The organism is Providencia sp. PROV024 (assembly GCF_032709665.1).
In the GTDB taxonomy this organism is placed as follows: domain Bacteria; phylum Pseudomonadota; class Gammaproteobacteria; order Enterobacterales; family Enterobacteriaceae; genus Providencia; species Providencia huashanensis.
On the sequence record NZ_CP120545.1, the window covers coordinates 882,443 to 909,070 of the forward strand.

The following is a 26,628-nucleotide window of genomic DNA, read 5'->3' on the forward strand; positions in this document are numbered from 1 at the left end:
GGTAACGATGGACGAAATTATTGACTACCCATCATGGATAACTCCACCGCAAAAAGCCAATAAAAATATGACGTTTGATACTGGCTTTCGAACTGACCAACCGCAAGTAGGCCCACCTATATTCCAGAAATTAACTGATGACATAAAAACAGTTTGGAACTTAACGTGGATATTTACACTGGCAGAAGATAGGGCTTTCAATCAGTGGCTAAGAAGCCCTAATTACCTAGACAATTGCAATAGATGGTTTCGATTAGCAATCAATCTCGGTGGCTCTGGTCAGCAAATGCAGGAGTTACACTTCACTAGCTTTCCTGTGCAAACGTCTATCGATGGCAACTCAACTAAATGGACCGGTACTGTTATCTGCCGCAAACTGTTTAACGAAGATGACGAGTTTGGCGATTTAATCGTTGAGATACCTCCAAGAGATTGGGGCTTGCTCGATATCGTCGTCACCGAGCGATTACCACGATGCAAGGGGGGAGAATGAAGTTAAGAGAGTACAGAGCGCAAAGACCGATGCGTACATTCTACGAGACAATTCAATTCTATCATCCCTCATTCGGAAACATTCACTTAGTCAGCTTACAGATAGAGCCTAAGGTATTGGGCGGTGTTGAGTATCAGCCGTGTAACTTCGAGCTAGCAGAGAGCCAGCAAAGCAAAACGCCGATTATCGATGCTTCGGTTAAGTTTAGCCGAGTCGCGCAGGACTTCAAGCAGCAGCTCAAGTTATGGCGGTCAAACACTCGAATGAAGCCGATTATCGCAACGTTTAGATTGTTTGATTCAGCCGACAAAGATAACCCGATAAGCGAATGGTCGCTGTACGTGAAAGACTGCTCACTTGATGCGGAATCGGTCACTGTCACGCTGTCGATGAATAACCCACTGAATAAAAACGTTGGACGTATTTACACAATGGAAGAATTCACAGGTTTGGAGACTGTTTAATGACGAAATTAGAGTTTATTAATCAGATGATAGGCAAGCCGTGGAAGAATCGGGCGTGTACGTTTGAAGCGTGTGATTGTTGGGCGCTGGTTGTACTTTACTATAGGTACGTACTAGGTACGGAAATTCATCATGATGCTGGCTACGAATCGGACCATGATTTTGTAACCTGCTATGAGAATGAAGTCGAATTCTGGCAGCGCACTGAGCACCCAGTTGATGACGGGATATTCATTGGCTATCGCGGCTCTCAGCCTGCACACATCGGGTTAGTTATCGATGGCAATGCATTTCATAGCCGAGGTGAAAACGGAGCTGTGAGAATGGATAGGCTCATTGTGCTTGAGAAGAAATTCACAAAATTGGAGTTTATGAAATATGCCGATAGTTGAAATTCAGCGAGTGGCTGGAACACCGAAAGAGAGAGTCGATTTAACAGTCGGCTCTTTTTTTTATAGCGATTTTCTAGTGCATCAGCAATTGCATAACGATGCGGTGATTATCGTTAACGGTCGTGAGATGCAAGATGATGACGAGTTAGATTTCGAGATAACACCAACTCACTTTATTCAAATATTCGACCAACCGAAAGGCGTTATTGGTGACATCCTGAACCCAGTTTTCAACCTTGTAACAAAAGTATTCTCGTTTCTTGCGCCGAAAACACCGTCATTTTCTGCGGCTGAATCGAATGTCAAAGATAGCCCGAATAACAGGCTAACAGGGCAAACAAACGTTGCTCGGGCATACCAAGCAAGACCAGAAATTCACGGTCAAGTGAGGGCGTTTCCTGACCTCATTCAGCAGTCAATGTTTGAGTACAATAACAACCTCAAAACGGTGACTGAGTGGCTAAACATCGGCATTGGCGAATATAAAACGGAAAGTATCCGATTTGCTGAATCTGATTTCACGGCGATGGCTGGGGCGAGTTACAAGATATACAGGCCGAAAGAAATTATCCCGCTGATTAATGAAGGGTTTGAATTCCCCGATATCGACGGTCAAGAGTTACCAGGGCCTAACGAAAGTAAAGATATCCCGCAGCAAACAGCAACGGCAAATGAAGTCGTTTCAGGTGAGATAAAAGGTGGCGAAGCTGCGATAAAAATCGTTAAGCAAGATGAGTTTGAATACTTCTACGAGCTAACAAAGCCGCGTTCTATCTCAATGACTGTGAATGTGAGTTACGACACGCCGCAGGGCTCTGTCACTAAAGATGTGAAAATAGACGCTCAATTAGTTGATGCAAAAATAACTGATGACGGTTCATTGATTAACCCTGTTGAATATTATGAATTCTTCTTTGCAAATCTAAGTGGCACTGATTTAGCTCAACTTCCACCGAATGCAGTAGTTAACACAACGAAATTCATTCTGTATGACAACCAGTTTTTAACAGTTGGCCCGTTCTTCTCTCCTGTTGACGGTGACCAAATGTGGATTCATCTACAGGCGCAACTTGGTGGCGGTGATAACTGCAATGCAACCGTTGAAATCTGGAAGATAAACACTGATAACGAGGAAATAGCGGGTACTCGTCAAAGCTTTAATGCTGCTCTAAGCGCTAACAATGGCGCACGAGTTTATTACAAAACAGACAAGGTAACGCTTAATTCAGGCCGTGGACGTTATGCTGTACAACTTACTAGACGCAACAACAGTAGCGACCAAAGCATCATGAAAATCGAAAACGCTCACATTGTCCGAGTTCGTGAGAATGTCGTTTTTGAGAATGACTCGATTGTTAATGTGTCAGTGAGAGCAACGGAAGCGCCAACTGGGGCGAGAGAGCGGAAATACAATCTATTGGCCACACGCATGCGCATTTCGTATGACCGAGTATCAAAGCAGGTGGATTATACGCTCAGGCCCTCACGAAGTTTTGCTGATGCCGTGTTGCACACTTGGCTAATTACCGCAGGAGAAAGCGAGAAGAATATCGATATCGACGGACTATATCGAATTTACGATAGCTTGCCTGATGAGCGTCTCGGATATTTCGATTACACATTCGATGATGAAGATATCTCACTTGGGCAACGTATCGAAACTATCTGTAATGCAGCGCGGGTAACAGCTTACTACGACAATGCAGTCCTCACATTCTCGCGTGAACAGTCCAGTGAATTCCCGATGACTACTTTTAACCGCTCGAATATCACAGGCAATGACATGAAGATATCGTATGACATGTCGATGCCGAGTGGGTATGACGGAATTGAGCTTGAATATGTCGAGCCAGTTCGCAACAAGAAAGACTATATCCGCTTTCGAGTTGATGAGAATGGAATTACTGAAGGGCTATCACGCACGCCGAATAAGATAGTTTTACAAGGTTGCAGGAATCGCTATCAAGCACTAGATCGAGCGCTGTTAGAGGCTAACCGACTAATTCACCAACGAACAAGCATCAGCTTAACGACTCTTGCAGACGGCGGGAATGTGTACCCATCAGATATGGTGTTAATTGCTGATACGTACGACTCAAACCAGCAGGCAGGCTATGTCACTGAACGAAAAGGAGAGGTATTCACAACTAGTGAGAAAATCAAATTTGATGAGGAAATGTGGGTGTATCTCACTGATTCTATGGGCTACACAACGCAGAAATTCAAAGCAGAGCCAAGGCCCGATACTGAATTCGGCTTTATCGCCAGTGTACCAGAAGATATCGAGCTCAATTTCTATGATGGATATCAGAAACAATCCCCTTCTAGATATGTGATAGCGACATCAGTTGAACTCGAAAACATCAAGTGGGTGATAACTGATAAGCGCCCACTTGGTGGAGAGCGTTACACAATAACCGCAACAGAATATTTCGACGCAAAAGCCGACTACAACGCATAACAGCAATCATTAACCAACAAGCCAGCCATTAGAGCTGGCTTTTTTATTGGAAAAAATAAGCATGAGAGAAATTAAACCAACATTAAAAGATGTACCAAGTAGTGATATCAATGATTTATTTTTTAATTCTGGGAAAGTGGATGAGTTCGTAACATCACTTCAGCATTCATACACTGATAGATTTGGTAAGTGTCACAGAACAGTGGAAGGGATGAATTGGGTCGTGGATCAGCTGATTGGGCAATTTAAAATTGATGTCAATCAGGCGATTTTAGCCGCTGGATATGCTCCTGTTGGATCATTCCAAGAAGGGGCTGAAGTTAGAAAATACAACGAAACCGTGTTATGGAAGTTACCAGATGGGGATGGGGAATATTACCGTTGGGATGGCGACTTACCTAAGCAAGTTCCAGCAGGTTCAACTCCGCAATCAACAGGTGGTATAAAATCAACTGATAACCCTGATGGACTGTGGGTTAGTGTTGGTGATGCAAGTTTGCGAGGGGAGTTGAGAAGTGTATCTATATCTCACATTCCAGCAATTGCAGCCCAATTAGATCTTAACTATAAAAAAGGAAAAATATGGGAGAGCGGGCTAACTTCCAGCTCTGATAACTGGTTTGTATTCGACAATGGTGGCACACCTGAAATATGGGATGGAGTTGGAACGTTAGGGAATGAACCCGCTCATCCATTTCAGCGAATAGCAACAAAACCGCCTGTAATTAGAAAGCCAGTTGTTACCAAACTAGACATGCCTCAGCCAAAAGTTTGTTTCATTGATTTTCGTGCATCCAGTCAAATGAAATATATGGAGCTAGCGTTCAGGGTCGGTGATGTAGCGGAAGATATTAGCGTTGTATTGAAAGGTTTTTCATCATCCAAAGCGATAGAAATCAGTGAAAATCCATCTGGCGTTGGTGTTGTATTTGTTGCTCAGGATGATAAATCAGGAACTAATCCAACCTATTTGAAAAGCGCAGTGACTACATCAATATCTAATGGCGAACTAACAGTAACCCTTGCTAAGTCATCAGCCCCTGTGGGTAGATACTGCCGATTTTCTCTGCGCTGCGTTGATGCTGATGTGAGCCTTGATAAAGCTTATATGTATTTGGGGTCGAAAGTCGTCGCGCATTCAGCGTTATCTTGGATGGGGACAGCAACATATCGCGAGTTCGTCGACTCTGATAGTAATTTTTCTGTTAAGTATCAAGTATCAGGAAGTAGTACTGTTGAACGAGATTCGTTACTGGCTATATCAATGCGAGGCGGTAATAGCTTCTTATCAGAGATAATGTCGCTAAGCAAAGCCTATGCGTATTACTCATCAGCTAAAGCAGTCATTAATAGATTTATGTTTGTCGATGGTGGGACTTACTATGAACCATTACGTCAGAGGCAGTGGATAATCAGAGGTGACTGCGATATTTGGGCTCCAAACGGAGCTACAATCCTTGGCGGCGTTGAAATGAAAACTGGGAAATGGGTACAGGTTGAAAATTCGAATAGGTCAACGTATTACTGCCAGTATGATGTTTCAACTAACCCAGATAGCGCAATCAGAAACGGAACTAAGCAGCCGTTTGTCTATGTTGAGATGCAGCCACGGTCAATTGAAAGTGCTTTTACTCGTGAGTTGAAAAACGTATCAAGTATTGATGCTGTAAAGGGTACTGATTTTTCATACTATTTCGACCATGAAAGTGGAAGGCTATATTTCAGTTGGAATAAAGCAAATCAGAATGCCTATGTATATGTCTGTGAATCAGACTCTGTGCTTTATAGTGAGGGTTCTTTCAACGTCAACATATGGGGAGTAACTGCAAAAGCCGCTAAAGTGAATGCATTTGACATTAGAAATGCAAGCTATAGCAGTTCAGAATTCGGTGGCCCTGCGGCGAAGTTATTTGATTGCAATGGTAGCGTTGCTGTTGTGGGGAATGGATTCAGTGTAAATAACTACGATTGTGTCTTGTATAACTGCAACGGAAAATCGGTGGGTAATGACGGCGCTGGCTTTCATAATAATGGGGTGAGTTATATTATTGGTGGTAGTTATTCGAATAATTCCGATGACGGTATTTCGCATCATGAAAATTGCGTCGGGTATGTCATTGGTTCCCATTTGAAATACAACGGTGCTGGCAACTCTACGCCAGCCTTCGGAGCAAAAGTATACCATTGGGATGTTGTAAGCAGGAAAGCGACAGTGACAAAAACTAAACCTTACGCTGGAACCCTTGCGTGTATATCAGGACAGGATTTTAATAAAACAGAAGCTTATTATTTTACTTGCGATACTGATAATGGTTATTTTGCAGAGTCTCAACAAACAGGGACTACAGCGACACTATATGCAATTTCAAGAGCAGGGAGCAATGTTGATATTAAATCCACTGAATCAACCAATGTAATTAAATATTAATTTTAGATGAGCTCACGCCCTGTGGAAATTTTCTGCGGGGTCATGTTGAGGGAAACCGCTGTAACGAGCTGTGCCGAAATTGTGACACAAAATCTACATGAATGGACTTAAATCTACACGAATCTACATACCGCTATTTTGTAGGCTGGCGTATACAGCGGCTTTGTACGTGTTTATAATGCTGCAAATTTTTGTAATACATCAGACTGTTTTTCTGATGCTTGGAGGCAAACGTGAAATATGAATTACAAACGACTAGCGGCAATGCACGTCGTGGTCGCTTAGTATTTGAGCGTGGTGTGGTAGAAACCCCCGCGTTTATGCCAGTAGGCACCTACGGTACTGTAAAAGGCATGACACCTGAAGAAGTAAAAGAAACGGGTGCTCAAATTCTTCTAGGGAATACTTTCCACCTGTGGCTGCGTCCAGGGCAAGAGGTCATGAAGCTCCATGGTGATCTTCATGATTTTATGCAATGGCAGGGGCCGATATTGACGGATTCAGGGGGGTTCCAAGTCTTTAGTCTTGGCGCAATGCGCAAAATTAAAGAGGAGGGCGTGCATTTTCGTAACCCAATAAATGGTGAGAAAATTTTCCTAAGCCCTGAAAAATCAATGGAAATTCAGTACGACCTCGGTTCAGATATTGTGATGATTTTTGACGAGTGTACGCCATATCCGGCAGATTGGGATTACGCAAAGACATCAATGGAAATGTCGTTACGTTGGGCTGCTCGTAGCCGCCAACGTTTTGACGAATTGAACAATAAAAATGCACTATTTGGCATTATCCAAGGCAGCGTTTACGAAGATTTACGAGATATTTCAGTTAAGGGGCTGGTGGAAATTGGCTTCGATGGGTACGCTGTAGGCGGCCTAGCTGTAGGCGAACCAAAAGAAGATATGCACCGCATCTTAGAGCATGTTTGCCCTCAAATTCCGGCAGATAAACCACGTTACTTAATGGGGGTGGGCAAACCGGAAGATTTAGTGGAAGGTGTTCGCCGTGGCATTGATATGTTTGATTGTGTGATGCCGACACGAAATGCACGTAATGGGCATTTATTTGTCACACATGGCGTGGTAAAAATTCGTAATGCTAAGTATAAATCAGATACATCGACACTGGATGCCGATTGTGACTGCTATACTTGTCGCCATTATAGCCGCGCTTATTTACATCACCTTGATAGGTGTAATGAAATTCTTGGTGCAAGGCTCAATACCATTCATAATTTACGTTATTATCAACGTTTGATGGCCGGTATTCGCCAAGCAATCGAAAATGGAAAATTTGAAGAGTTTGCGAAAGATTTCTACCAGAAGATTGGTAAACCCGAACCTTCATTAAATATCGAGTGAATTTAAGTGCGAAATGCTACTAATCTGTGTAGCATATCAATCTGATACTTACCATACTTTGAGGCGCATGCGCTTATTAGCTTTATGTAATTCGAAGTATTTATAGAGTATATTTTTAAATTGCTTTCAATAAAACAATGAGGAAAGTTGAATGAGTTTTTTTATTTCTGAAGCAGCAGCGTCAGCAGGTGCGCCAGCGCAAGGTAGCCCATATACTATGGTTATCATGCTTGTTGTTTTCGCTCTGATCTTCTATTTCATGATTTTGCGTCCACAGCAAAAGCGTGCGAAAGAACACCGTAAATTGATGGAATCTATCACTAAAGGTGATGAAGTTTTAACAACTGGCGGTTTAATCGGGCGTGTGACTAAAGTATCTGAAACCGGTTATGTGGTTCTTGAACTGAGTGAGAACACAGAAGTAACCATCAAACGTGATTTCGTTGCTGCTGTTTTACCTAAAGGCACAATGAAAGCAATTTAATTCTGATTCTCCCGAAGGGAACTGCCGTGCTAAACCGTTATCCTTTGTGGAAGTATCTGATGTTGATCTGTGCGATCCTCATCGGTCTGCTTTATGCGCTTCCAAACCTATATGGTGAGGATCCGGCTGTTCAGATCACTGGCGTGCGGGGAACCGCCGCCAATGAACAAACGCTGATCCAAATCCAAAAATCGTTACAAGATGATAAAATTCAGAGCAAATCAATCTCTCTGGAAAATGGGGCAATTTTAGCCCGGTTCAACAACTCTGATGTTCAGTTACGTGCTCGTGAAGTGATCATGAATGCACTAGGTGATCAGTATGTTGTTGCATTAAACCTTGCACCTGCGACGCCTAAGTGGCTTGAAATGATCGGCGGTGAGCCGATGAAGCTCGGCCTTGACTTGCGTGGTGGGGTTCACTTCCTGATGGAAGTTGATATGGACACTGCATTAGGTAAATTGCAGGAACAAAACATGGATGGTTTACGTAATGACCTGCGTCAAGAAGGCATTGCGTACTCTTCTATTCGTAAAGGCAATGATTATAGCGTTGAAGTCCGTTTCCGTAACGCAGATGATCGTAGCCAAGCAGAAAAAGCACTAGCACGTAAATATCCAGACTTAGTGTTTAGTGATGGTAGCGACAACACGATGATCGCTGTGATGACCGACGAGCGCTTACGTGAAGCTCGTAACTATGCGGTTTCTCAGAATATTACCATCATCCGCAACCGAGTAAACCAATTAGGGGTTGCTGAGCCACTTGTCCAACGTCAAGGTGCTGACCGTATTGTTGTTGAATTACCCGGAATTCAAGACACCGCTCGAGCAAAAGAGATTTTAGGTGCTACAGCAACATTAGAATTCCGTTTGGTGAATACCAGTGTTGATTCATCCGCTGCTGAACGTGGCCGTGTGCCAGGTGATTCAGAAGTGAAATATGACCGTGAAGGCATGCCTTATGTACTGTATAAGCGTGTTATCTTAACGGGGGATCATATTACGGATTCAACATCTGAAGCCGATGAAAATGGTGCACCACAAGTAAGCATCAGCCTTGATAGTTCTGGTGGTTCTATCATGTCCGATTTTACGCGTGATAACCAAGACAAACTGATGGCAACCCTGTTTGTTGAATACAAAGACAGTGGTAAAAAAGATGCAGCAGGCCGTTCAATTTTAGTGAAAGATGAAAAAGTCATCAACGCGGCACGTATTTCGGCTCGCTTTGGTAGCAAATTCCGTATCACAGGCATCAACAATGGTACAGAAGCTCGTCAACTTTCATTATTGTTACGTGCGGGGGCGTTGATTGCGCCAATCCAAATTGTCGAAGAGCGTACCATCGGCCCAACTTTGGGTATGCAAAATATCGAACAAGGCCTGAAAGCTTGTATCGCGGGTCTATTAGCATCAATTCTATTTATGATTATTTACTATCGTAAATTTGGCTTGATTGCCAGTAGTGCGCTGATGGCGAACTTGGTATTAATTGTTGGGGTTATGTCTCTGTTACCGGGGGCGACACTAACTATGCCAGGTATTGCTGGTATCGTCCTCACCCTTGCGGTTGCAGTCGATGCCAACGTTCTTATCAACGAACGTATCAAAGAAGAGCTGCGGAACGGAAGGTCTGTTCAACAAGCAATTCATGAAGGTTATAAAGGCGCCTTCTCAAGTATTACAGACGCAAACTTAACGACATTAATCACGGCTATTATTCTCTATGCAGTGGGTACAGGGTCGATTAAAGGCTTTGCGATTACGACAGCGATTGGTGTCGCAACCTCTATGTTTACAGCTATTGTTGGTACACGTGCAATCGTGAACCTGCTTTATGGTGGTAAACGTATTAACAAGCTGTCAATTTAAGGAGCACGTTGTGGCACAGGATTATTCTGTTGAACAATTGAACTATGGTCGTAAAGTCTATGACTTTATGCGCTGGGACAACGTTGCCTTTGGTATTTCTATCGTATTACTGATCGCTTCTTTTGTGATTATCGGCCTCAAAGGTTTTAACTGGGGGTTAGATTTCACTGGGGGGACAGTTATCGAGATCAACTTAAGTCAGCCTGCTGATTTGGATAAAATTCGAGACAGCTTGTCTAACTCGGCTCATAAAGATCCATTAATCCAGAACTTTGGTAGCAGCCGTGACATCATGATCCGTATCCCGCCAATCGAAGGCGCTGCGGGTCAAGAGGTTGGTAAAGAAATTATCACCATCATTAACCAGAGTGTAGATGATAAAGCGACGGTAAAACGCATTGAATTCGTTGGGCCGAGTGTCGGGGCCGAATTAGCGCAAACAGGGGCTTTAGCACTGTTAACTGCACTAATTTGTATCTTGGTATATGTCGGCTTTCGTTTTGAATGGCGATTAGCCGCGGGGGCTGTATTGTCTCTCGCTCATGACGTGGTGATCACATTAGGTATTTTGTCTCTGTTTCATATCGAAATAGATATGACAATCGTGGCATCACTGATGTCAGTAATTGGTTACTCACTGAACGACAGTATCGTTGTTTCTGACCGTATCCGTGAAAACTTCCGTAAAATTCGTCGTGGTACGCCGTACGAAATCATGAACGTCTCTTTAACACAAACATTGAGCCGTACCATCATGACATCGGCCACAACGTTGTTAGTGGTTCTGATGCTGTATCTGTTCGGTGGCACTATGCTGGAAGGCTTCTCATTGGTTATGTTAATCGGTGTAACCATCGGTACTATTTCATCTATCTATGTGGCTTCTGCATTAGCACTGAAGATGGGAATGAAACGCGAGCACTTGATGCAGGCGAAAGTCGAAAAAGAAGGTGCAGACCAAGAGTCATTACTGCCTTAATTTAAAACTGGCTAAGCCAATTAGCACTTCAAATAGTTGGTGCCGTGAGTTGGCTGCAAACGAGTGATATCTCGAGGAGCATAATAAACTATGTGACTAAGGGTAGCGCAATGCAGCTAACAACACCCTCACAGCACGAAATATGAAGAGTTACGAGCACCCTAGGAGGCATCTTCTAGGGTGTTTTTTATTGCATAGTAGGGTAAACTATGTCTCCGTAAATAGATCCAGGAAACGTTATGCATTGTCCATTCTGCTCAGCTGTAGATACGAAAGTCATCGACTCGCGTCTGGTTGGTGAAGGCGCACAAGTCCGTAGGCGCCGCCAATGTTTGCTTTGTCATGAACGTTTCACGACCTTTGAGGTGGCTGAACTCGTGATGCCTCGGGTTATTAAAAGTGACGATGTACGCGAACCGTTTGATGAAGAAAAACTTAATCGCGGTATGCAAAAAGCGCTAGAAAAACGCCCCGTCAGCTCTGATGACATTGAACAAGCGATTATTTCAATTAAATCCCAGCTTCGTGCTACAGGAGAACGTGAAGTTCCTTCTAAACTTATTGGTAGCTTAGTCATGGATGAGTTAAAAAAACTCGATAAAGTCGCTTACATTCGTTTTGCTTCTGTTTACCGTAGTTTTGAAGATGTGCGTGAGTTTGGCGAAGAAATCGCTAAATTACAGGACTAACGCAAATGATAGAACAAGATGACATCTATATGGCTCGCGCTTTTGAGCTTGCACGAAAAGGGCGCTTTACAACATCACCGAACCCGAATGTTGGGTGTGTAATTGTACGTGACGGTGAAATTGTTGGTGAGGGTTACCACCAAAAAGCGGGTGAGCCTCATGCAGAAGTACATGCATTACGGATGGCCGGAGAAAAAGCTCAGGGGGCAACAGCCTATGTCACCCTTGAGCCATGCAGCCACCATGGTCGTACACCGCCTTGTGCGGAAGCATTAATTAATGCAGGGGTCAGTCGCGTTGTTGCTGCGATGCAAGACCCAAACCCACAAGTTGCTGGCCGTGGTTTGTATATGTTATCTCAGGCAGGGATTGAAACGCGTAGTAACGTGCTTTTAGACCAAGCTGAAGCTGCGAATCGTGGTTTCTTGAAACGTATGCGTACTGGTTTTCCTTATATCCAATTAAAGCTAGCAGCGTCATTGGATGGTAAAACAGCCCTTGAGTCAGGGGAAAGTAAGTGGATTACCAGTACTGCGGCTCGCAAAGATGTGCAGGCGTTTCGCGCACAAGCGAGCGCTATTTTATCCACTAGTAGTACGGTTATCGCCGATGACCCTTCTTTAACGGTTCGTTGGAACGAACTGCCAACGGACGTTCAGCAAATCTACCCAGAAGACCAATTACGTCAACCTATTCGCATTGTGCTGGATAACCATAATCGTGTCACCGCTAACCATAAAGTCACTCAATTAGCAGGTGAATGTTGGTTGGTGCGTTCTAATCCCGATATCGGCTGCTCATGGCAAGGGGATGTCGAGCAAATTAGCATCCCTGCACATGAAAATGGTACAGACCTCGTCATATTGATGATGCAACTTGCCAAACGGAATGTGAATAGTATTTGGGTAGAGGCAGGTGCAAAATTAGCAGGCTCATTGTTGAAACTAGGCTTAGTTGATGAATTAATTGTGTATATTGCCCCTAAATTACTTGGGAACAGTGCCCGAGGTTTGGTTGATTTACCTCCCCTCGATTCATTAATTGAAGCGCCAAAATTTGAATTTACTGATGTAGAAAAGGTCGGTGAAGACCTGCGCGTCAGGCTTCGTCCCGTATGGTAAGTGTGTTTTTTGAAAATCATACATACGGTACATGAAAGAATGTGATAAAATCCGCGCCCCGCGGGTTATAATTAATATTAGAGGAAGGCTATGGACGTAATTAAAGGTGTTGTTGCTGCGCCACAAGCGCGTATTGCTATCGCTATCGCTCGTTTTAACAACTTTATTAATGATAGTCTGCTGGATGGCGCTGTTGATGCGTTAGAACGTATTGGTCAAGTTTCGAATGACAACATTACCATTGTTTGGGTTCCAGGTGCCTATGAACTACCGTTAACGGCAAAAGCGCTGGTTGAAACAAAAAAATATGATGCCGTTATTGCATTAGGTACTGTTATTCGTGGTGGTACAGCTCACTTTGAATATGTCGCTGGTGAATGCAGCTCAGGCTTATCTCATGTCGCAATGAATAGCGAAGTGCCCGTTACTTTTGGTGTGTTAACCACTGAAAATATCGAGCAAGCCATTGAACGAGCAGGGACTAAAGCTGGTAATAAAGGTGCTGAAGCTGCACTGACTGCATTAGAAATGATCAATGTAATTAAAGCCATTAAAGGCAAGTAATACACATTTTACTTCGGGCTATAGACTGTAGTGAAGTTAACTAATACCACTGAGTGTATTGATTAGCTTAGTTTTTTATATGCCCGAATAATTTTGTGTATCGTTTTTTATTTTAAGGGGAATCTTGTGAAACCTGCTGCTCGTCGCCGCGCTCGTGAGTGTGCTGTTCAAGCCATTTATTCATGGCAATTATCTGGCAATCCAATTGCCGAAGTCGAATATGAGTTTATTGCTGATCAGGACATGTCAGACGTTGACGTAAAATATTTTCGTGAACTGTTATCTGGTGTTGCTACTAATGCAGCTAAACTTGATCAACTAATGGCGCCTTATTTATCTCGTCAGCTCGAAGAGTTAGGGCAGGTAGAAAAAGCGATTTTGCGCGTTTCAATGTTTGAATTGAGCTTCCGTGAAGATGTTCCTTACAAAGTGGCAATCAATGAAGGTATTGAGCTTGCTAAAGTGTTCGGTGCGGAAGATAGCCATAAATTTGTTAATGGTGTATTGGATAAAGCTGCACCAGTAGTTCGTCGCAAAAAATAAAAAATCAGGGTTCCCTCCTGTAACACTACAGTAGTAAATAGGTAGGCTGGGTTCCAGTCTACCTTTGTATTTATATATTCGTGGTACTCTAAGTTTCAGGTATATTGATTCAGCTAGTTATTTGCCACTTGTATTATTAAGAGCATAAATTATTTGTTTTATTTAAAACGAAAATAGTTATAGCGAAAACGGAAAATCTACCATGTCCTATGGCGAATTTGACCTCATCGCACGTTATTTTAACCGTCAAACAACGAACCGACGTGATGTAAATATCGGTATTGGAGATGACTGTGCGTTGATGACCATCCCAGAAAAACAGCAACTTGCTGTGAGTACTGACACCCTTGTTTCTGGTGTGCATTTCCTCCCTACGATTTCACCTGCTGACCTAGCCTATAAATCATTAGCATCTAATTTAAGTGACCTTGCAGCAATGGGGGCAGACCCCGCATGGGTATCTTTAGCTATTACATTACCTTGCGTTGATTGTGATTGGTTGCAATCATTTAGTGATAGCTTATTTGAGCAATTAAATTATTACGGGATGCAGCTAATTGGCGGTGATACCACTCGTGGTCCAATGAGCCTGACTTATACTGTCCATGGGTTAGTACCACAGGGTAAAGCATTGTCTCGGGCTGGTGCACGCAATGGGGATTGGATTTATGTGACAGGGACATTAGGGGATAGCGCAGCAGGTCTTGCTATTTTACAAGATAGGCTGAATATCAAAAATACCGCGCATAAAGAATGGCTAATTATGCGTCATTTACGTCCACAGCCACGTATTTTACAAGGTCAAGCCCTTAGGAACTTAGCGTCTTCTGCGATTGATATTTCAGACGGTCTAGTCTCTGATCTTAATCATATTTTGAAGGCAAGTGGCTGTGGCGCTCGAATTAATTTGGATGCACTGCCGCAGTCAGAGGCCTTAGTACAGAACTGTAGCGTTGAGCAAAGCCGTTTATGGTCCCTGAGTGGTGGAGAAGACTACGAGTTATGCTTTACTGTACCGGAAATTAATCGCGGGGCATTAGAAATGGCTTTAGCTCATACAGGGTCTGGTTTTACTTGTATTGGGCAAATTAAGCCGCAATCTGAAGGGATCAGCTACTTTTGCAATAACCAAGAAGTTGATGTAAACCTAAAAGGTTTCGATCATTTTGTTTCGGAAGGTGCGTAGCATGGCAAGTTGCCAAGAAAAAGCAGAAGCAAAAAAACGGCTGAATATGCGTAACCCTTGGCATTTGCTAGCAACGGGGTTTGGCAGCGGTTTATCGCCAATTGTACCTGGGACTATGGGGTCCCTTGCGGCAATACCTTTTTGGTTATTGATGGCAAATATGCCAGTGTGGAGCATATGGGTGCTCATTGTGGCGGGCTTTTGGATTGGCTGTCTAATTTGCCAACGTACCTCTGATGATATGAAAATTCATGACCACGGTAGCATCGTGTGGGATGAGTTTATCGGGATGTGGATTACCTTAATGGCAATCCCAGTGGTCGATTATGAATGGGTCATTACCGCATTCTTTATTTTCCGCATTTATGATATGTGGAAGCCATGGCCAATACGTATTTTTGACCGAAAGGTCAGCGGCGGTTTTGGTATCATGATTGATGATATTATTGCGGCGATATTTGCTTATGTGACAATTTGGTTGTTGGTTTGGTATGACATTATGCCATTCTCAACCAATTAAATACGCGTCATATTTTGCGCTGTGGCGTTGTTGGCTGCACTCGGTTACCCGAATCACATACTTCTGTATGCTCATCGGGATAACCTCGATTGCCGCCTAGCCACAACTCAAACTATTTAGCGTATTGGATGTGATTGCTTATCGTAGTAACTTCTTTTACTTCTTTTACTTCTTTTACTTCTTTTACTTCTTTTTGCGCCGAATACCCATCACTGAGGTTTGTGCTAGGGTTAATCCTTTGGTTTCTGGCGCAAATAGAATTGAGACAACTAGCCCAAGTAAAGAAACCCCTGCCCCCATCAATACCACCGTGCTAACACCGTATTTTGTGATAAAAATCGGTAGTGCCCATGTGGAAAAAATGGTTCCGATACGGCTGATGGACATAATGACCCCAACGGCGGATGCGCGAATATCTGTTGGAAATAACTCATTAGGGTAGAGCCACTGTAAAATCCCTGGGCCCCCAGAGAAGAATGCATAAATACCAAACATGATAATGACGAGGCAGATACCAAGGTTAGAAAATAACCCGAGTATAGTTAGCGCTGCAGTCATTAGGGCAAAGCTACCAATTAGCAGTGGTCGTCTTCCCATTTTATTTAGCCAGTACATCGCTGGTAAGCAACCTAACATAAAAAATAAGCTGATAACTACGTTGCCTAAAGCCGCATTTTTACCTTGATCCCAACCTAATTGCCCAACAATTTGTGGGCCAAAAGTATAGATGGCAAACATTGGGATCACTTGGCAGGTCCAAATAATCGCAGTAAATAATACGAAAGAAAAATGTCGTTTATTAAACAGTTGATGAAAATGTGTTTTTTTCGCTTCCTCAGCTTCAAAAACCACAGGTTGGCCAAACAGTTTTTCCATCATTTTTTCACATTCTTGAATACGTCCTTTGCGGATTAACCAAAGAGGCGATTCAGGTAGATCAAAACGGCCAATTAAAATAACGATACATGGAATGACGGCACTACCTAGCATCCAGCGCCAACCATCTTGAACATCATAAAGCATATAGCCAACAAGATTGGCACAAGTTGCGCCAACGTACCACATGGCTGCAATAAACCCGACCGCAAACGCACGCTGTTTGGTATTGGAAAATTCGGTGATCATCGAGGTTGCGATGGGATAATCAGCACCAATGACAATGCCAATTAAAAAACGCATTATTAGTAGTTCTAAAGGGGTTGAAACAAACATAGTTGCAACAGAGATTGCCCCTATGGCCACTATATCGATTAAGAACATTTTGCGGCGACCGACTTGGTCGCAAATGTAGCCAAACAGTGAGGTACCAATGAATAAACCCGCAAGCGTTGCGGCACCTAGTAAGCCAATCCATTCACTGTTTAAACTTAATATTGGAGTGAGTTGCTCTAAAGCGACGCCGATCAGGACTAAAACATAACCGTCCAGAAAAGGCCCACCACTCCCCCAGAGCATGATCCGCCGATGAACGGAAGAAAATTGGACATCGTCAAAACTTCTTGGTTTCATTGTGCATCCCAGTGTCAGCGCAAATATGCGCTTAAAAACCCTAAAAGTTAATGGCTTTTAGGGTTATGCTAATTAAATTAGCCGTAACGAAATTCAATGCCGAATGTGCCGCGTGGGTATTCCCATTTTTCTAATGCACTATCTAAGCCTAGGATACGGCAGGTTCCGCATTCAAGGCAGCCGGCATAATCAAAACGTACGGAGCCATCTTCTTGTTTTTTATATAAGCCAGCAGGGCAGGCTTTAGTTAATATTTCGAGCACTTTCATATCCGGGTGCTCTTTGATAACAATATGTGGATTTTCTTCATCGACATTAAATTTATTAATGCCTAACTTGACATCAACATTGACTGGATCACTCATATTGCCCTCACTCCTTTAATTCCATCCTTGATTAAATTGATGAAGCCGACTTTTTTTGCCTCTTGTAGCATAGTCTTACGCAGTGGCACAGGTGCTTCATCTGAAATAGTGAAGAGTTTTTTAGCAATACCGACAGCCATTTCTGGATAAGCGGAAAACATGCGTGGGTTATCTAAAAACTCAGGCATTTTTTGGTACATTTTCATATCACGAAGAGGGCCTTCGTTGAGTAATTTGAGGTACTCACTGAGTCCTTGTTTACTAAAGTCCTCTTTTTTCATAGCGTTAATTACTGCATTTGCCGCGGCTTCACCCGAAGCAACGGCTAAGTCCATTCCGCGGATGGTAAAGCCTAAATTCATACACATCCCAGCTGCATCCCCTGCGATTAGCACACCATCACGGACCAACTCTGATTGCATTTTCAAGCCCGCTTCTGGGACAACGTGAGCGGCATATTCAATCATTTTGCCCCCTTCAATTAATGGGGCGACCGCTGGGTGGTGTTTAAAATCTTCGAGCATTTGTGGAACCGATTTTTTGGCATCTTTAATATGATGTAAGCCACAAACTAAACCTAAAGAAATAGTATCTTCATTGGTATAAAGGAAGCCTCCCCCCATCAAGCCATCGGTAGGAGCCCCCGCAAATAGCCATGCAACCCCTTCTTTTTCCTTAAGATTAAATCGGTTAGCTAAAATATCTTTTGGCAATTCAATTAATTCTTTTACCCCAACAGCGACATGCTCAGCATTCACTCGTTTGGTCATTCCTAGTTGTTCAGCCAGTATGGAGTTCACACCATCAGCGAGGATCACCACTTTGGCTTCTAGCACATCACCATCGGCTTCAACACCTACAACTTTGCCATCCCGTTCCACTAACTTATCAACGCGAATACCTGTAATACATTGTGCGCCGGCATTTTCAGCTTGTTCGACTAACCACGGGTCAAGCTTGCCTCTCAGCACTGACCAAGAGGTTTCTTCTGGGGGTTGCTCTGCTCCATTTTGGAAATCGACTGTTACTGCACCTGTTTCTGTCATAAATGACAGCTTTTCACGCGTGATCATACGTTCAATAGGGGCATTTTGGGTAAATTCAGGAATGATACGCTCTAAGCTATGAGCATACATGCGGCCACCAGTGACGTTTTTACCGCCTGCGTAGTTTCCCCTTTCGATTAGGAGAACTTGCGCACCTTCACGGGCAAGCACCAATGCAGCCACTGAACCAGCTAGACCCGCGCCTACAATGATTGCATCAAATATATCATCGGACATAGTTTCTCCAAAGGTCACTGAAACAGTGAGGAAAACCCCACTGCTATTGAATTTATTTAGCCAGTTGTTGCGTTAAAACCGGTAAAATTTTGAACAGGTCGCCAACGATCCCATAGTCTGCAAATTGGAAAATAGGGGCGTTTTTGTCTTTATTAATGGCGACGATAGTTTGTGCGCCGTTTGCGCCAACCATATGCTGAATTTGACCAGAAATTCCTACTGCGAGATATAACTCAGGTTTCAGCATCAGGTTGGAAATACCAACGTAGCGCTCATGCTCCATCCATTTTTCGTTTTCTGCGACAGGGCGAGAACAGGCAATTTCAGCGCCGATGGTATCAGCGAGTTTTTTCGCGATAGCGATATTTTCTTGGCTTCCAATCCCCCGACCTACACTGACCACTAGACGTGCTTTATCTAGTTCAACGGAGTTACCTGCTTTTTTCTGAATCGAGGTACGTACAATAGATTGTTTTGGTTCGACCCATGGTGCAGTTTGAGCAGTACCGCTGAGTGATGCATTATTTTGCGCAGCTTCAAACGTGCCGGTGGTGAGTGTAGCGACTGAAAATGAACTGTTTAAGGTTTCTTGGCCAAAGGCTAACCCACCATAAACCATATGTTTTATTACAGGTCTTCCTGATTCTACTGTCACAGTTGCCGCATCGTTAGACACAGCAGCTTGCAGTCTTGCACCTAAGCGTGCAGCCAGTAATTTACCTCTACGGGTATTAGGTAGCAGTAATAGTCCGTTATCGCCATGCTGTTTAATTGTCGTGACAATGGTATCAGCATAGTCTTCGATGATACGGTCGTCAGGCTTACCAGACAGTTGAAAAACGTGGGTTGCGCCAAGTTGAAAGGCTTGTGAGCTTTGTGCGTCATCTAACGTTAATACATTGACTTGTTCGCCGAGAGTGAGGGCCCCACCGATAAGTTCAGGTAAACGGGAAGTCATATCACTAAATACCCAAACGGTTGATAATTTGCTCATAACTCCTCCGATTAAATGATTTTTCTTAAATGTTCAGCAAATTGTGCAATTTGCTCTTCGCCATCACCTTCAATGATGATGCGTTGACGAACTTTTTGCTTAGGTGCTGCGATAGATTGTGCGGATAATGCTGTAACGTTATCCAAGCCAATATCGGTTATTGCCCAAGCTTGAACGGGTTTTTTAGCGGCACCTAAAATGGCTTTCATTGATGGGATGACAGGGACATTAATATCGGAGGTCACTGCGATAATGGCAGGTAACGAAATGGACAATGTTTCAATTTCATCTTCTAATTCGCGTTCTACAATGAGCGTATCCGGTGTGATGGAGACAATTTTCTTTATGCCATTGATAGCGGGAACTTGCAGGGTTTCACCCATTAAGATACTAACTTGTTGAGCGTTTAAGTCTGCGGAACCATCACCACAGATAATTAAATCAAAACCAACTTTTTGAGCCGCAGAACTTAAGGCAAGTGCAGTTTGATGTGGTAAGGCGTGTTCGAGTTGATCGTCAATAACGACAACAAGTTCATCTGGACCACGAGATAATACATCTTTACGTGCTTTCATATTGGTTAGTGCTTTACCACCAACACTTAACGCAATAACTTTACTATCTGCTTGTTGCGCTTTAATTTGGTTAGCTGCTTCAATCGCATTTAAATCATATTGACTAATTTTGGTATCTGCACGTGAAAAATCTAAAGAACCATCTGAGCTATTTACAATAATATCTTGTTCATCGGGAACAGATTTATAGCATGTAATAATATTCATTACATCTCCTAAAATATAATTAATAAATATGATCCGTTTTTGTTTCGGATTATATAATTATCATGAACTGGATATTTAAAAATAAAACCTAAGTCACCAATATTGAAAACCTTGAATTAAAGTCGGTTTAAATATTCATACTGATACACTACTCACCAATACTGTAAAAATCATCAACTTATCAATGTAATGTTCAATATTGTTATGCTAATCACCAATACTGAAGGTATTTAATAACATTAATATTACAAGATAATTTATCTATATGTATTTATTGGTTATTTTAATTATTAAAGCGTCGGATATTAGTAACAAATATTTATCACGAATAATATTGTGACCTTAATAACAGAATTGTTAATGGGGACTCGACATGATTTGAATAGTGATTGGATTAATACTTAATTAAATTTATTGAGTTTGGTAATAAATAAGTGAGATGAGGTGTTGAGACTAATATCTATTTAAAAGCTTATATATTAAATAATAAATTGGGATCGAACTATGAGCAAAGAAAATAAAAAGGGTGGAATAGAACCAAAAGTTTTTTTTCCGCCATTGATCATTGTTGGACTATTGTGTTGGTTAACCGTCCGTGACCTTGATGCTTCTAACGAAGTTATCAATCAAGTATTCAGCTATGTCACTAATGTATGGGGCTGGGCATTTGAGTGGTACATGGTGATAATGTTTGGTGGCTGGTTTTGGTTAATATTGGGTCCTTACGCCAAAAAGCGTTTGGGGGATGAAAAACCTGAATTTAGCCGCGCGAGCTGGATTTTTATGATGTTCGCCTCCTGTACCTCTGCTGCGGTACTATTTTGGGGTTCTATTGAAATCTATTATTACGTCTCTGCACCTCCTTTTGGTTTTGAAGCCTATTCAACAGAGGCCAAAAATATTGGGCTTGCATACAGTTTATTCCACTGGGGACCACTACCATGGGCAACCTATAGTTTCTTATCTGTTGCATTCGGTTATTTTTTCTTTGTTCGCAAAATGGATGTTATCCGCCCAAGTAGCACCCTTGTCCCATTAGTGGGTCAAAAATATGTAAATGGCTGGTTCGGTACCATTGTTGATAATTTTTACTTGGTCGCTTTGATATTAGCCATGGGGACCAGCTTAGGGTTAGCTACACCACTCGTTACTGAGTGTATTCAATACTTATTTGGTATTCCTCATACCTTACAACTTGATGCCATCATTATCTTCTGCTGGATCATCCTAAATGCAATCTGCGTGGCTTTTGGTTTGCAAAAAGGGGTGAAAATTGCCAGTGACGTCCGTAGTTACTTGAGTTTCTTGATGCTGGGATGGGTATTTATTGTTGGCGGCGCCAGCTTCATTGTGAACTATTTCACCGATTCTATCGGGGTTTTAATGATGTATATGCCACGCATGCTGTTTTATACAGATGCAGTGGGTAAAGGCGGTTTCCCACAAGGTTGGACCGTATTCTATTGGGCGTGGTGGGTAATCTATGCCATCCAAATGTGTATTTTCCTCGCCCGTATCTCTAAAGGCCGTACCGTCCGTGAGCTGTGTATCGGCATGGTAGCAGGCTTGACGGCAGGGACAACGTTAATTTGGACCATCCTAGGCAGTAATACATTACAACTCGTTGACCAAAATATTATTAACATTCCAAAGCTGATTGAAGAATTCGGCGTTGCACGCGCCATTATTGAAACATGGGCAGCCTTACCTTTGAGCACTGCAACAATTTGGGGCTTCTTCATCCTCTGCTTTATCGCCACCGTCACACTCATCAACGCTTGTTCATACACTCTCGCTATGTCGACTTGTCGCGCAGTGAAAGATGGCGATGAGCCACCGTTATTGGTGCGTATCGGTTGGTCTGTTTTAGTCGGTGTTATCGGTATCGTATTACTGGCTCTAGGCGGATTGAAACCGATTCAAACAGCGATAATTGCCGGAGGATGCCCACTTTTTTTCGTCAACATTATGGTAACGCTCTCCTTTATTAAAGATGCAAAAGTGCATTGGAAAAATGATTAATTTATTCAGAAACAACATTTAAGAGGTTATTAATATGGATTTTAGATTGAATGATGAGCAGGAGCTGTTTGTCGCAGGGATCCGTGAGCTGATGGCCAGTGAAAACTGGGAAAGCTATTTTGCACAATGCGACCGTGACAGTATGTATCCTGAACGTTTTGTTAAAGCCTTGGCGGACATGGAAATTGATAACCTGTTGATCCCAGAAGAGCATGGCGGTTTAAACGCTGGGTTTATTACAGTCGCTGCGGTATGGATGGAGCTGGGTCGCCTTGGCGCACCAACGTATGTGTTGTACCAATTACCGGGGGGGTTTAATACCGTACTCAGAGAAGGGACCCAAGAACAAATTGATAAAATTATGGCATTTCGCGGTACAGGTAAACAAATGTGGAACTCTGCGATTACGGAGCCCGGCGCGGGTTCTGATGTAGGGAGTTTACAAACAACTTACCAACGCCGTAATGGCAAAGTTTATCTCAATGGTAGCAAATGTTTTATCACCAGTAGTGCTTACACACCATACATTGTGGTGATGAGTCGTGATGCAGATTCTCCTGATAAACCTGTTTTCACCGAGTGGTTTTTAGATATGAGCAAACCCGGTATCAAGGTCAATAAACTTGAGAAACTGGGCCTACGTATGGATAGCTGCTGCGAAATTACCTTTGATAACGTTGAACTGGATGAAAAAGATATGTTTGGCCGTGAAGGTAACGGCTTTAACCGTGTGAAAGAAGAGTTTGACCATGAGCGTTTCTTAGTCGCATTGACTAACTATGGAACTGCAATGTGTGCATTTGAAGATGCAGCCCGTTACGCCAATCAACGTGTTCAGTTTGGTGAAGCAATTGGCCGTTATCAATTAATTCAAGAAAAATTTGCACATATGGCGATCAAGCTCAATTCAATGCGTAACATGTTATATGAAACTGCTTGGAAGAGTGACAACGGATTGATTACCTCTGGTGATGCAGCAATGTGTAAATACTTCTGTGCGAATGCGGCATTTGAAGTCGTAGACTCTGCGATGCAGGTACTGGGTGGTGTAGGTATTGCTGGTGAGCATCGAATCGCACGTTTCTGGCGTGACTTGCGTGTAGACCGTGTATCTGGTGGTTCAGATGAAATGCAAATACTGACATTAGGCCGCAGTGTACTGAAACAGTACCGCTAATAGCTGAATGTTTATTGGTTGGCTTTTTAAGAAGGCCAGCCAAATTTAACAGGAGATTAGAACATGGCAGAGCATTTACCAATGCCAGAATTTGGCCCATTAGCAGGGGTCAGAGTGGTGTTTTCAGGGATTGAAATAGCCGGTCCATTTGCAGGGCAAATGTTTGCAGAATGGGGCGCGGAAGTGATTTGGATAGAGAACGTAGCTTGGGCAGACACTATCCGTGTTCAACCCAATTACCCACAGCTATCAAGGCGTAATTTACGCGCATTATCATTGAATATCTTTAAGGATGAAGGGCGTGAGGCATTTCTAAAATTAATGGAAACAACGGATATATTCATTGAGGCGAGTAAAGGACCTGCATTTGCCCGTAGAGGGATCACCGATGAAGTACTTTGGCAACATAACCCAAAACTGGTTATCGCCCATTTATCAGGCTTTGGGCAATACGGTGACCCTCAATACACTAACCTAGCTGCCTACAATACTATTGCACAGGCTTTTAGTGGTTATCTTATCCAAAATGGTGATAAAGACCAGCCAATGCCAGCCTTTCCTTATACTGCTGATTATTTTTCAGGCATGACAGCTACAACAGCGGCTCTAGCTGCATTGTATAAAGCCCGTGAAACGGGGAAAGGGGAAAGTATTGATATTGCCATGTATGAAGTCATGCTACGAATGGGGCAATACTTCATGATGGATTACTTCAATGGTGGTGAAATCTGCCCGCGGATGACCAAGGGGAAAGACCCCTATTACGCAGGTTGCGGCCTTTATAGTTGTAATGATGGCTATATTGTGATGGAAATCGTCGGTATCACACAAATCCAAGAAATATTTAAAGATATTGGTCTTGCTCATCTTCTTGGTACACCAGAAATACCGGAAGGCACACAGCTTATTCATCGTATTGAGTGCCCCTATGGGCCTTTAATGGAAGAAAAACTTGATGAATGGTTAGGTGCTCGCTCAATTGATGAGGTGCTAGCGAGATTAGCCGAACTCAACATTGCAAGCGCCAAAGTTTTAACCATTCCTGAATTAGAAACCAACCCACAATATCTGGCTCGTGAGTCGATCACCAGTTGGCAGACTATGGATGGAAAAACCTGTCGTGGCCCAAATGTGATGCCAAAATTCAAAAATAATCCAGGGCAAATTTGGCGTGGTATGCCATCACATGGCATGGATACGACAGAGATACTAAAAAATATTGGATATAGCGAAATTGATATTCGGGGGTTAGTCGACAAAGGATTAGCCAAAATAGTTGATTAATTGAATGGATAGTCAGGTCAATTAATCCAACTGGCCTGATATTCATTAGGGAAATGATGGGAAACAATTAATGGATGTAATCGGTAAACAAAATTTGCGCCAAATGTGGGATGACCTAGCGTTGACCCATCGGGATAATAAGGCGCTTATCTTTGAATCCTGCGATGGAAATATTCGTGAATTCAGTTATATAGAAATGAATCAGCAAATTAATCGCACAGCAAATCTCTTTTTAGATTATGGAATACAAAAAGGGGATAAGGTTGCTTTACATTTAGATAATTGCCCAGAGTTTTTCTTTTGCTGGTTTGGCTTGGCGAAAATTGGGGCGATTATGGTCCCAGTTAACGCACGCTATAAATACCATGAAGCCGCTTGGATTATGCAAAACTGCCAACCTCGTATGGTGGTCACTTGTGCGTCTTTTTTAGATATTTATCAACGTGTACTTGATGATAAAAGTACCAGCCTTGAGCACATTTTTTTAATTTCAGATATGTCGTTTAAACCGCAGGAAGGCATTTCAAACTTTTTGCTTGAACAAGCACAAAAACCGACAGAGTTAACCCAACTTATTGAGCTTAGTGTGGGTGATACTGCGGAAATCTTATTTACCTCAGGTACCACTTCCAAACCGAAAGGGGTGGTTATTACCCATTACAACTTACGCTTTGCGGGTTATTACTCTTCTTGGCAGAACACGTTACGTTCCGACGATATTTACCTTACGGTAATGCCAGTCTTTCATATCGATTGCCAATGTACAGCATCGATGGCGGCATTTTCAGTGGGTGCAACATTTGTCTTACTTGAGAGATACAGTGCGAGACGTTTCTGGCAGCAAGTTGTGAGGCACCAAGCCACTGTTGTTGAGCTGATCCCCATGATGATCCGTACGCTTTTAAGCCAGCCGCTGGCGGATAATGAAAAAGACCATTGCTTACGTGAAGCCATGTTTTACCTCAACTTGAGTGATGAGGAAAAAGAGCAGTTTATGGCTCGATTTGCTGTGAAAAGTTTTCTGACTTCTTATGGCATGACGGAAACTATTGTGGGGCTAATTGGGGATAGACCTGGTGATATCCGCCGTTGGCCATCCATTGGTCGTCCTGGTTTTTGCTATAAAGCGCAAATTAGGGATAAAACCAATCAACCTGTTGCCACTGGGGTGATTGGTGAGCTTTGTGTGAAGGGAGAACGAGGTAAAACTTTATTTAAAGAGTATTACAACAACCCTGAAGCCACAGAAAAAACATTTGATGAGCAAAATTGGATGCACACAGGCGACTATGCATACCAAGATGAAGATGGATTTTTCTATTTTGTGGACAGAAGCATCAATATGATCAAACGAGGCGGTGAGAACGTCTCATGTAGTGAAATTGAAAATATTATTGCTTCACATCCTTTGATTGTTGACGTGGCGGTGATTGGTGTTGCTGATGAGATCCGTGATGAAGCGATTAAAGCCTTTATTGTGTTAGAAGAGGGTGAAACATTAACTCAGGAAGAGTTTTTCGCTTTTTGTGAAAAGCAAATGGCGAAATTTAAAGTGCCATCATGGGTTGAGGTACGTAAGGATTTACCGCGTAACTGTTCTGGAAAAGTGCTGAAAAAACATCTGCAATAATCGAATAACTCTATTAATTACGC

The 26,628-nt window shown here is 42.8% G+C and carries 24 protein-coding genes; 19 read left to right on the plus strand and 5 right to left on the minus strand.

Annotated elements, in window-relative coordinates:
- Positions 1-7 precede the first annotated feature (7 nt).
- From P3L56_RS03960 to pgpA, 15 genes are all read left to right on the plus strand, one after another.
- On the plus strand, positions 8-493 hold the full coding sequence (locus P3L56_RS03960; RefSeq protein WP_221078470.1) for a hypothetical protein: 486 nt from the start codon (positions 8-10) through the stop codon (positions 491-493).
- Positions 490-957 carry a DUF1833 family protein gene (locus tag P3L56_RS03965; RefSeq protein WP_036943373.1) on the plus strand — a complete coding sequence of 156 codons (468 nt, stop codon included), beginning with the start codon at positions 490-492 and terminating at the stop codon, positions 955-957. Before P3L56_RS03960 ends, P3L56_RS03965 begins: the two co-directional genes overlap by 4 nt.
- Positions 957-1,349 carry an NlpC/P60 family protein gene (locus P3L56_RS03970; protein ID WP_272686274.1) on the plus strand — a complete coding sequence of 131 codons (393 nt, stop codon included), beginning with the start codon at positions 957-959 and terminating at the stop codon, positions 1,347-1,349. Before P3L56_RS03965 ends, P3L56_RS03970 begins: the two co-directional genes overlap by 1 nt.
- Positions 1,336-3,810, plus strand: coding sequence for a host specificity factor TipJ family phage tail protein (locus P3L56_RS03975; protein WP_272686273.1), 2,475 nt, complete (start codon positions 1,336-1,338; stop codon positions 3,808-3,810). The genes P3L56_RS03970 and P3L56_RS03975 overlap by 14 nt, the downstream gene beginning before the upstream one ends.
- A 61-nt stretch (positions 3,811-3,871) precedes the next feature.
- Positions 3,872-6,238: a hypothetical protein gene (locus P3L56_RS03980; protein WP_316927694.1), complete on the plus strand. Its 2,367-nt coding sequence runs from the start codon at positions 3,872-3,874 to the stop codon at positions 6,236-6,238.
- Positions 6,239-6,471: 233 nt separating this feature from the next.
- On the plus strand, positions 6,472-7,599 hold the full coding sequence (gene tgt, locus P3L56_RS03985; RefSeq protein WP_042846950.1) for a tRNA guanosine(34) transglycosylase Tgt: 1,128 nt from the start codon (positions 6,472-6,474) through the stop codon (positions 7,597-7,599).
- 151 nt (positions 7,600-7,750) lie between these two features.
- Complete coding sequence (gene yajC, locus P3L56_RS03990) at positions 7,751-8,083, plus strand: preprotein translocase subunit YajC (RefSeq protein ID WP_004905542.1); 333 nt, start codon at positions 7,751-7,753, stop codon at positions 8,081-8,083.
- 26 nt (positions 8,084-8,109) lie between these two features.
- Positions 8,110-9,957 carry a protein translocase subunit SecD gene (secD, locus tag P3L56_RS03995; RefSeq protein WP_071547706.1) on the plus strand — a complete coding sequence of 616 codons (1,848 nt, stop codon included), beginning with the start codon at positions 8,110-8,112 and terminating at the stop codon, positions 9,955-9,957.
- Between the two features lie 10 nt (positions 9,958-9,967).
- A complete protein-coding gene (gene secF / locus P3L56_RS04000) occupies positions 9,968-10,936 on the plus strand; it encodes a protein translocase subunit SecF (RefSeq protein WP_042846948.1) in 969 nt (322 codons plus the stop codon).
- 239 nt (positions 10,937-11,175) lie between these two features.
- Complete coding sequence (nrdR, locus tag P3L56_RS04005) at positions 11,176-11,625, plus strand: transcriptional regulator NrdR (RefSeq protein ID WP_042846947.1); 450 nt, start codon at positions 11,176-11,178, stop codon at positions 11,623-11,625.
- Positions 11,626-11,630: 5 nt separating this feature from the next.
- The gene (gene ribD / locus P3L56_RS04010; protein WP_042846946.1) at positions 11,631-12,746 is read left to right on the plus strand and encodes a bifunctional diaminohydroxyphosphoribosylaminopyrimidine deaminase/5-amino-6-(5-phosphoribosylamino)uracil reductase RibD; all 1,116 of its coding nucleotides are present in this window, start codon (positions 11,631-11,633) and stop codon (positions 12,744-12,746) included.
- 90 nt (positions 12,747-12,836) lie between these two features.
- The gene (gene ribE / locus P3L56_RS04015; RefSeq protein WP_042846945.1) at positions 12,837-13,310 is read left to right on the plus strand and encodes a 6,7-dimethyl-8-ribityllumazine synthase; all 474 of its coding nucleotides are present in this window, start codon (positions 12,837-12,839) and stop codon (positions 13,308-13,310) included.
- 126 nt (positions 13,311-13,436) lie between these two features.
- Positions 13,437-13,853 carry a transcription antitermination factor NusB gene (gene nusB / locus P3L56_RS04020; RefSeq protein ID WP_042846944.1) on the plus strand — a complete coding sequence of 139 codons (417 nt, stop codon included), beginning with the start codon at positions 13,437-13,439 and terminating at the stop codon, positions 13,851-13,853.
- A 202-nt stretch (positions 13,854-14,055) separates the two neighbouring features.
- Positions 14,056-15,039, plus strand: coding sequence for a thiamine-phosphate kinase (gene thiL / locus P3L56_RS04025; RefSeq protein WP_042846943.1), 984 nt, complete (start codon positions 14,056-14,058; stop codon positions 15,037-15,039).
- Between the two features lies 1 nt (position 15,040).
- Positions 15,041-15,559 carry a phosphatidylglycerophosphatase A gene (gene pgpA, locus P3L56_RS04030; RefSeq protein ID WP_042846942.1) on the plus strand — a complete coding sequence of 173 codons (519 nt, stop codon included), beginning with the start codon at positions 15,041-15,043 and terminating at the stop codon, positions 15,557-15,559.
- Between the two features lie 183 nt (positions 15,560-15,742).
- Here pgpA and P3L56_RS04035 read toward each other — a convergent pair whose 3' ends face one another.
- The 5 genes from P3L56_RS04035 to fixA all read right to left on the minus strand — a co-directional run bounded on the left by P3L56_RS04035 (position 15,743) and on the right by fixA (position 20,492).
- Complete coding sequence (locus P3L56_RS04035; RefSeq protein WP_129466863.1) at positions 15,743-17,068, minus strand: MFS transporter; 1,326 nt, start codon at positions 17,066-17,068, stop codon at positions 15,743-15,745.
- A 77-nt stretch (positions 17,069-17,145) separates the two neighbouring features.
- On the minus strand, positions 17,146-17,433 hold the full coding sequence (fixX, locus tag P3L56_RS04040; protein WP_042846940.1) for a ferredoxin-like protein FixX: 288 nt from the start codon (positions 17,431-17,433) through the stop codon (positions 17,146-17,148).
- On the minus strand, positions 17,430-18,716 hold the full coding sequence (gene fixC / locus P3L56_RS04045; protein ID WP_042846939.1) for an FAD-dependent oxidoreductase FixC: 1,287 nt from the start codon (positions 18,714-18,716) through the stop codon (positions 17,430-17,432). The genes fixX and fixC overlap by 4 nt, the downstream gene beginning before the upstream one ends.
- Positions 18,717-18,768: 52 nt before the next feature.
- Positions 18,769-19,710 (minus strand): FAD-binding protein, encoded by a 942-nt coding sequence (locus tag P3L56_RS04050; protein ID WP_166685955.1) that lies wholly within the window; start codon positions 19,708-19,710, stop codon positions 18,769-18,771.
- A gap of 11 nt (positions 19,711-19,721) precedes the next feature.
- Positions 19,722-20,492 (minus strand): putative electron transfer flavoprotein FixA, encoded by a 771-nt coding sequence (fixA, locus tag P3L56_RS04055; RefSeq protein ID WP_042846937.1) that lies wholly within the window; start codon positions 20,490-20,492, stop codon positions 19,722-19,724.
- Between the two features lie 504 nt (positions 20,493-20,996).
- On the opposite strand from fixA, the gene caiT reads away from it, so the two are divergent.
- The 4 genes from caiT to caiC all read left to right on the plus strand — a co-directional run bounded on the left by caiT (position 20,997) and on the right by caiC (position 26,605).
- Positions 20,997-22,514: an L-carnitine/gamma-butyrobetaine antiporter gene (caiT, locus tag P3L56_RS04060; protein WP_166685957.1), complete on the plus strand. Its 1,518-nt coding sequence runs from the start codon at positions 20,997-20,999 to the stop codon at positions 22,512-22,514.
- A 34-nt stretch (positions 22,515-22,548) separates the two neighbouring features.
- Positions 22,549-23,691, plus strand: coding sequence for a crotonobetainyl-CoA dehydrogenase (caiA, locus tag P3L56_RS04065; RefSeq protein ID WP_042846935.1), 1,143 nt, complete (start codon positions 22,549-22,551; stop codon positions 23,689-23,691).
- A gap of 63 nt (positions 23,692-23,754) precedes the next feature.
- Positions 23,755-24,975 carry an L-carnitine CoA-transferase gene (caiB, locus tag P3L56_RS04070; protein WP_042846934.1) on the plus strand — a complete coding sequence of 407 codons (1,221 nt, stop codon included), beginning with the start codon at positions 23,755-23,757 and terminating at the stop codon, positions 24,973-24,975.
- A 70-nt stretch (positions 24,976-25,045) separates the two neighbouring features.
- The gene (gene caiC, locus P3L56_RS04075) at positions 25,046-26,605 is read left to right on the plus strand and encodes a crotonobetaine/carnitine-CoA ligase (protein ID WP_042847027.1); all 1,560 of its coding nucleotides are present in this window, start codon (positions 25,046-25,048) and stop codon (positions 26,603-26,605) included.
- The last annotated feature ends 23 nt before the right edge of the window (positions 26,606-26,628 follow it).

Bases quoted from the DNA above. Each gene is read 5' to 3' on its own strand.
- ribD (WP_042846946.1), top strand. From the start codon at position 11,631: ATGATAGAACAAGATGACATCTATATGGCTCGCGCTTTTGAGCTTGCA.
- P3L56_RS03980 (WP_316927694.1), top strand. From the start codon at position 3,872: ATGAGAGAAATTAAACCAACATTAAAAGATGTACCAAGTAGTGATATC.
- P3L56_RS03975 (WP_272686273.1), top strand. From the start codon at position 1,336: ATGCCGATAGTTGAAATTCAGCGAGTGGCTGGAACACCGAAAGAGAGA.
- nrdR (WP_042846947.1), top strand. From the start codon at position 11,176: ATGCATTGTCCATTCTGCTCAGCTGTAGATACGAAAGTCATCGACTCG.
- caiA (WP_042846935.1), top strand. From the start codon at position 22,549: ATGGATTTTAGATTGAATGATGAGCAGGAGCTGTTTGTCGCAGGGATC.
- fixX (WP_042846940.1), bottom strand. From the start codon at position 17,433: ATGAGTGATCCAGTCAATGTTGATGTCAAGTTAGGCATTAATAAATTT.
- P3L56_RS03970 (WP_272686274.1), top strand. From the start codon at position 957: ATGACGAAATTAGAGTTTATTAATCAGATGATAGGCAAGCCGTGGAAG.
- thiL (WP_042846943.1), top strand. From the start codon at position 14,056: ATGTCCTATGGCGAATTTGACCTCATCGCACGTTATTTTAACCGTCAA.
- fixA (WP_042846937.1), bottom strand. From the start codon at position 20,492: ATGAATATTATTACATGCTATAAATCTGTTCCCGATGAACAAGATATT.
- caiC (WP_042847027.1), top strand. From the start codon at position 25,046: ATGGATGTAATCGGTAAACAAAATTTGCGCCAAATGTGGGATGACCTA.
- caiT (WP_166685957.1), top strand. From the start codon at position 20,997: ATGAGCAAAGAAAATAAAAAGGGTGGAATAGAACCAAAAGTTTTTTTT.
- pgpA (WP_042846942.1), top strand. From the start codon at position 15,041: ATGGCAAGTTGCCAAGAAAAAGCAGAAGCAAAAAAACGGCTGAATATG.
- ribE (WP_042846945.1), top strand. From the start codon at position 12,837: ATGGACGTAATTAAAGGTGTTGTTGCTGCGCCACAAGCGCGTATTGCT.
- P3L56_RS04050 (WP_166685955.1), bottom strand. From the start codon at position 19,710: ATGAGCAAATTATCAACCGTTTGGGTATTTAGTGATATGACTTCCCGT.
- yajC (WP_004905542.1), top strand. From the start codon at position 7,751: ATGAGTTTTTTTATTTCTGAAGCAGCAGCGTCAGCAGGTGCGCCAGCG.
- caiB (WP_042846934.1), top strand. From the start codon at position 23,755: ATGGCAGAGCATTTACCAATGCCAGAATTTGGCCCATTAGCAGGGGTC.
- P3L56_RS04035 (WP_129466863.1), bottom strand. From the start codon at position 17,068: ATGAAACCAAGAAGTTTTGACGATGTCCAATTTTCTTCCGTTCATCGG.
- P3L56_RS03960 (WP_221078470.1), top strand. From the start codon at position 8: ATGGACGAAATTATTGACTACCCATCATGGATAACTCCACCGCAAAAA.
- fixC (WP_042846939.1), bottom strand. From the start codon at position 18,716: ATGTCCGATGATATATTTGATGCAATCATTGTAGGCGCGGGTCTAGCT.
- P3L56_RS03965 (WP_036943373.1), top strand. From the start codon at position 490: ATGAAGTTAAGAGAGTACAGAGCGCAAAGACCGATGCGTACATTCTAC.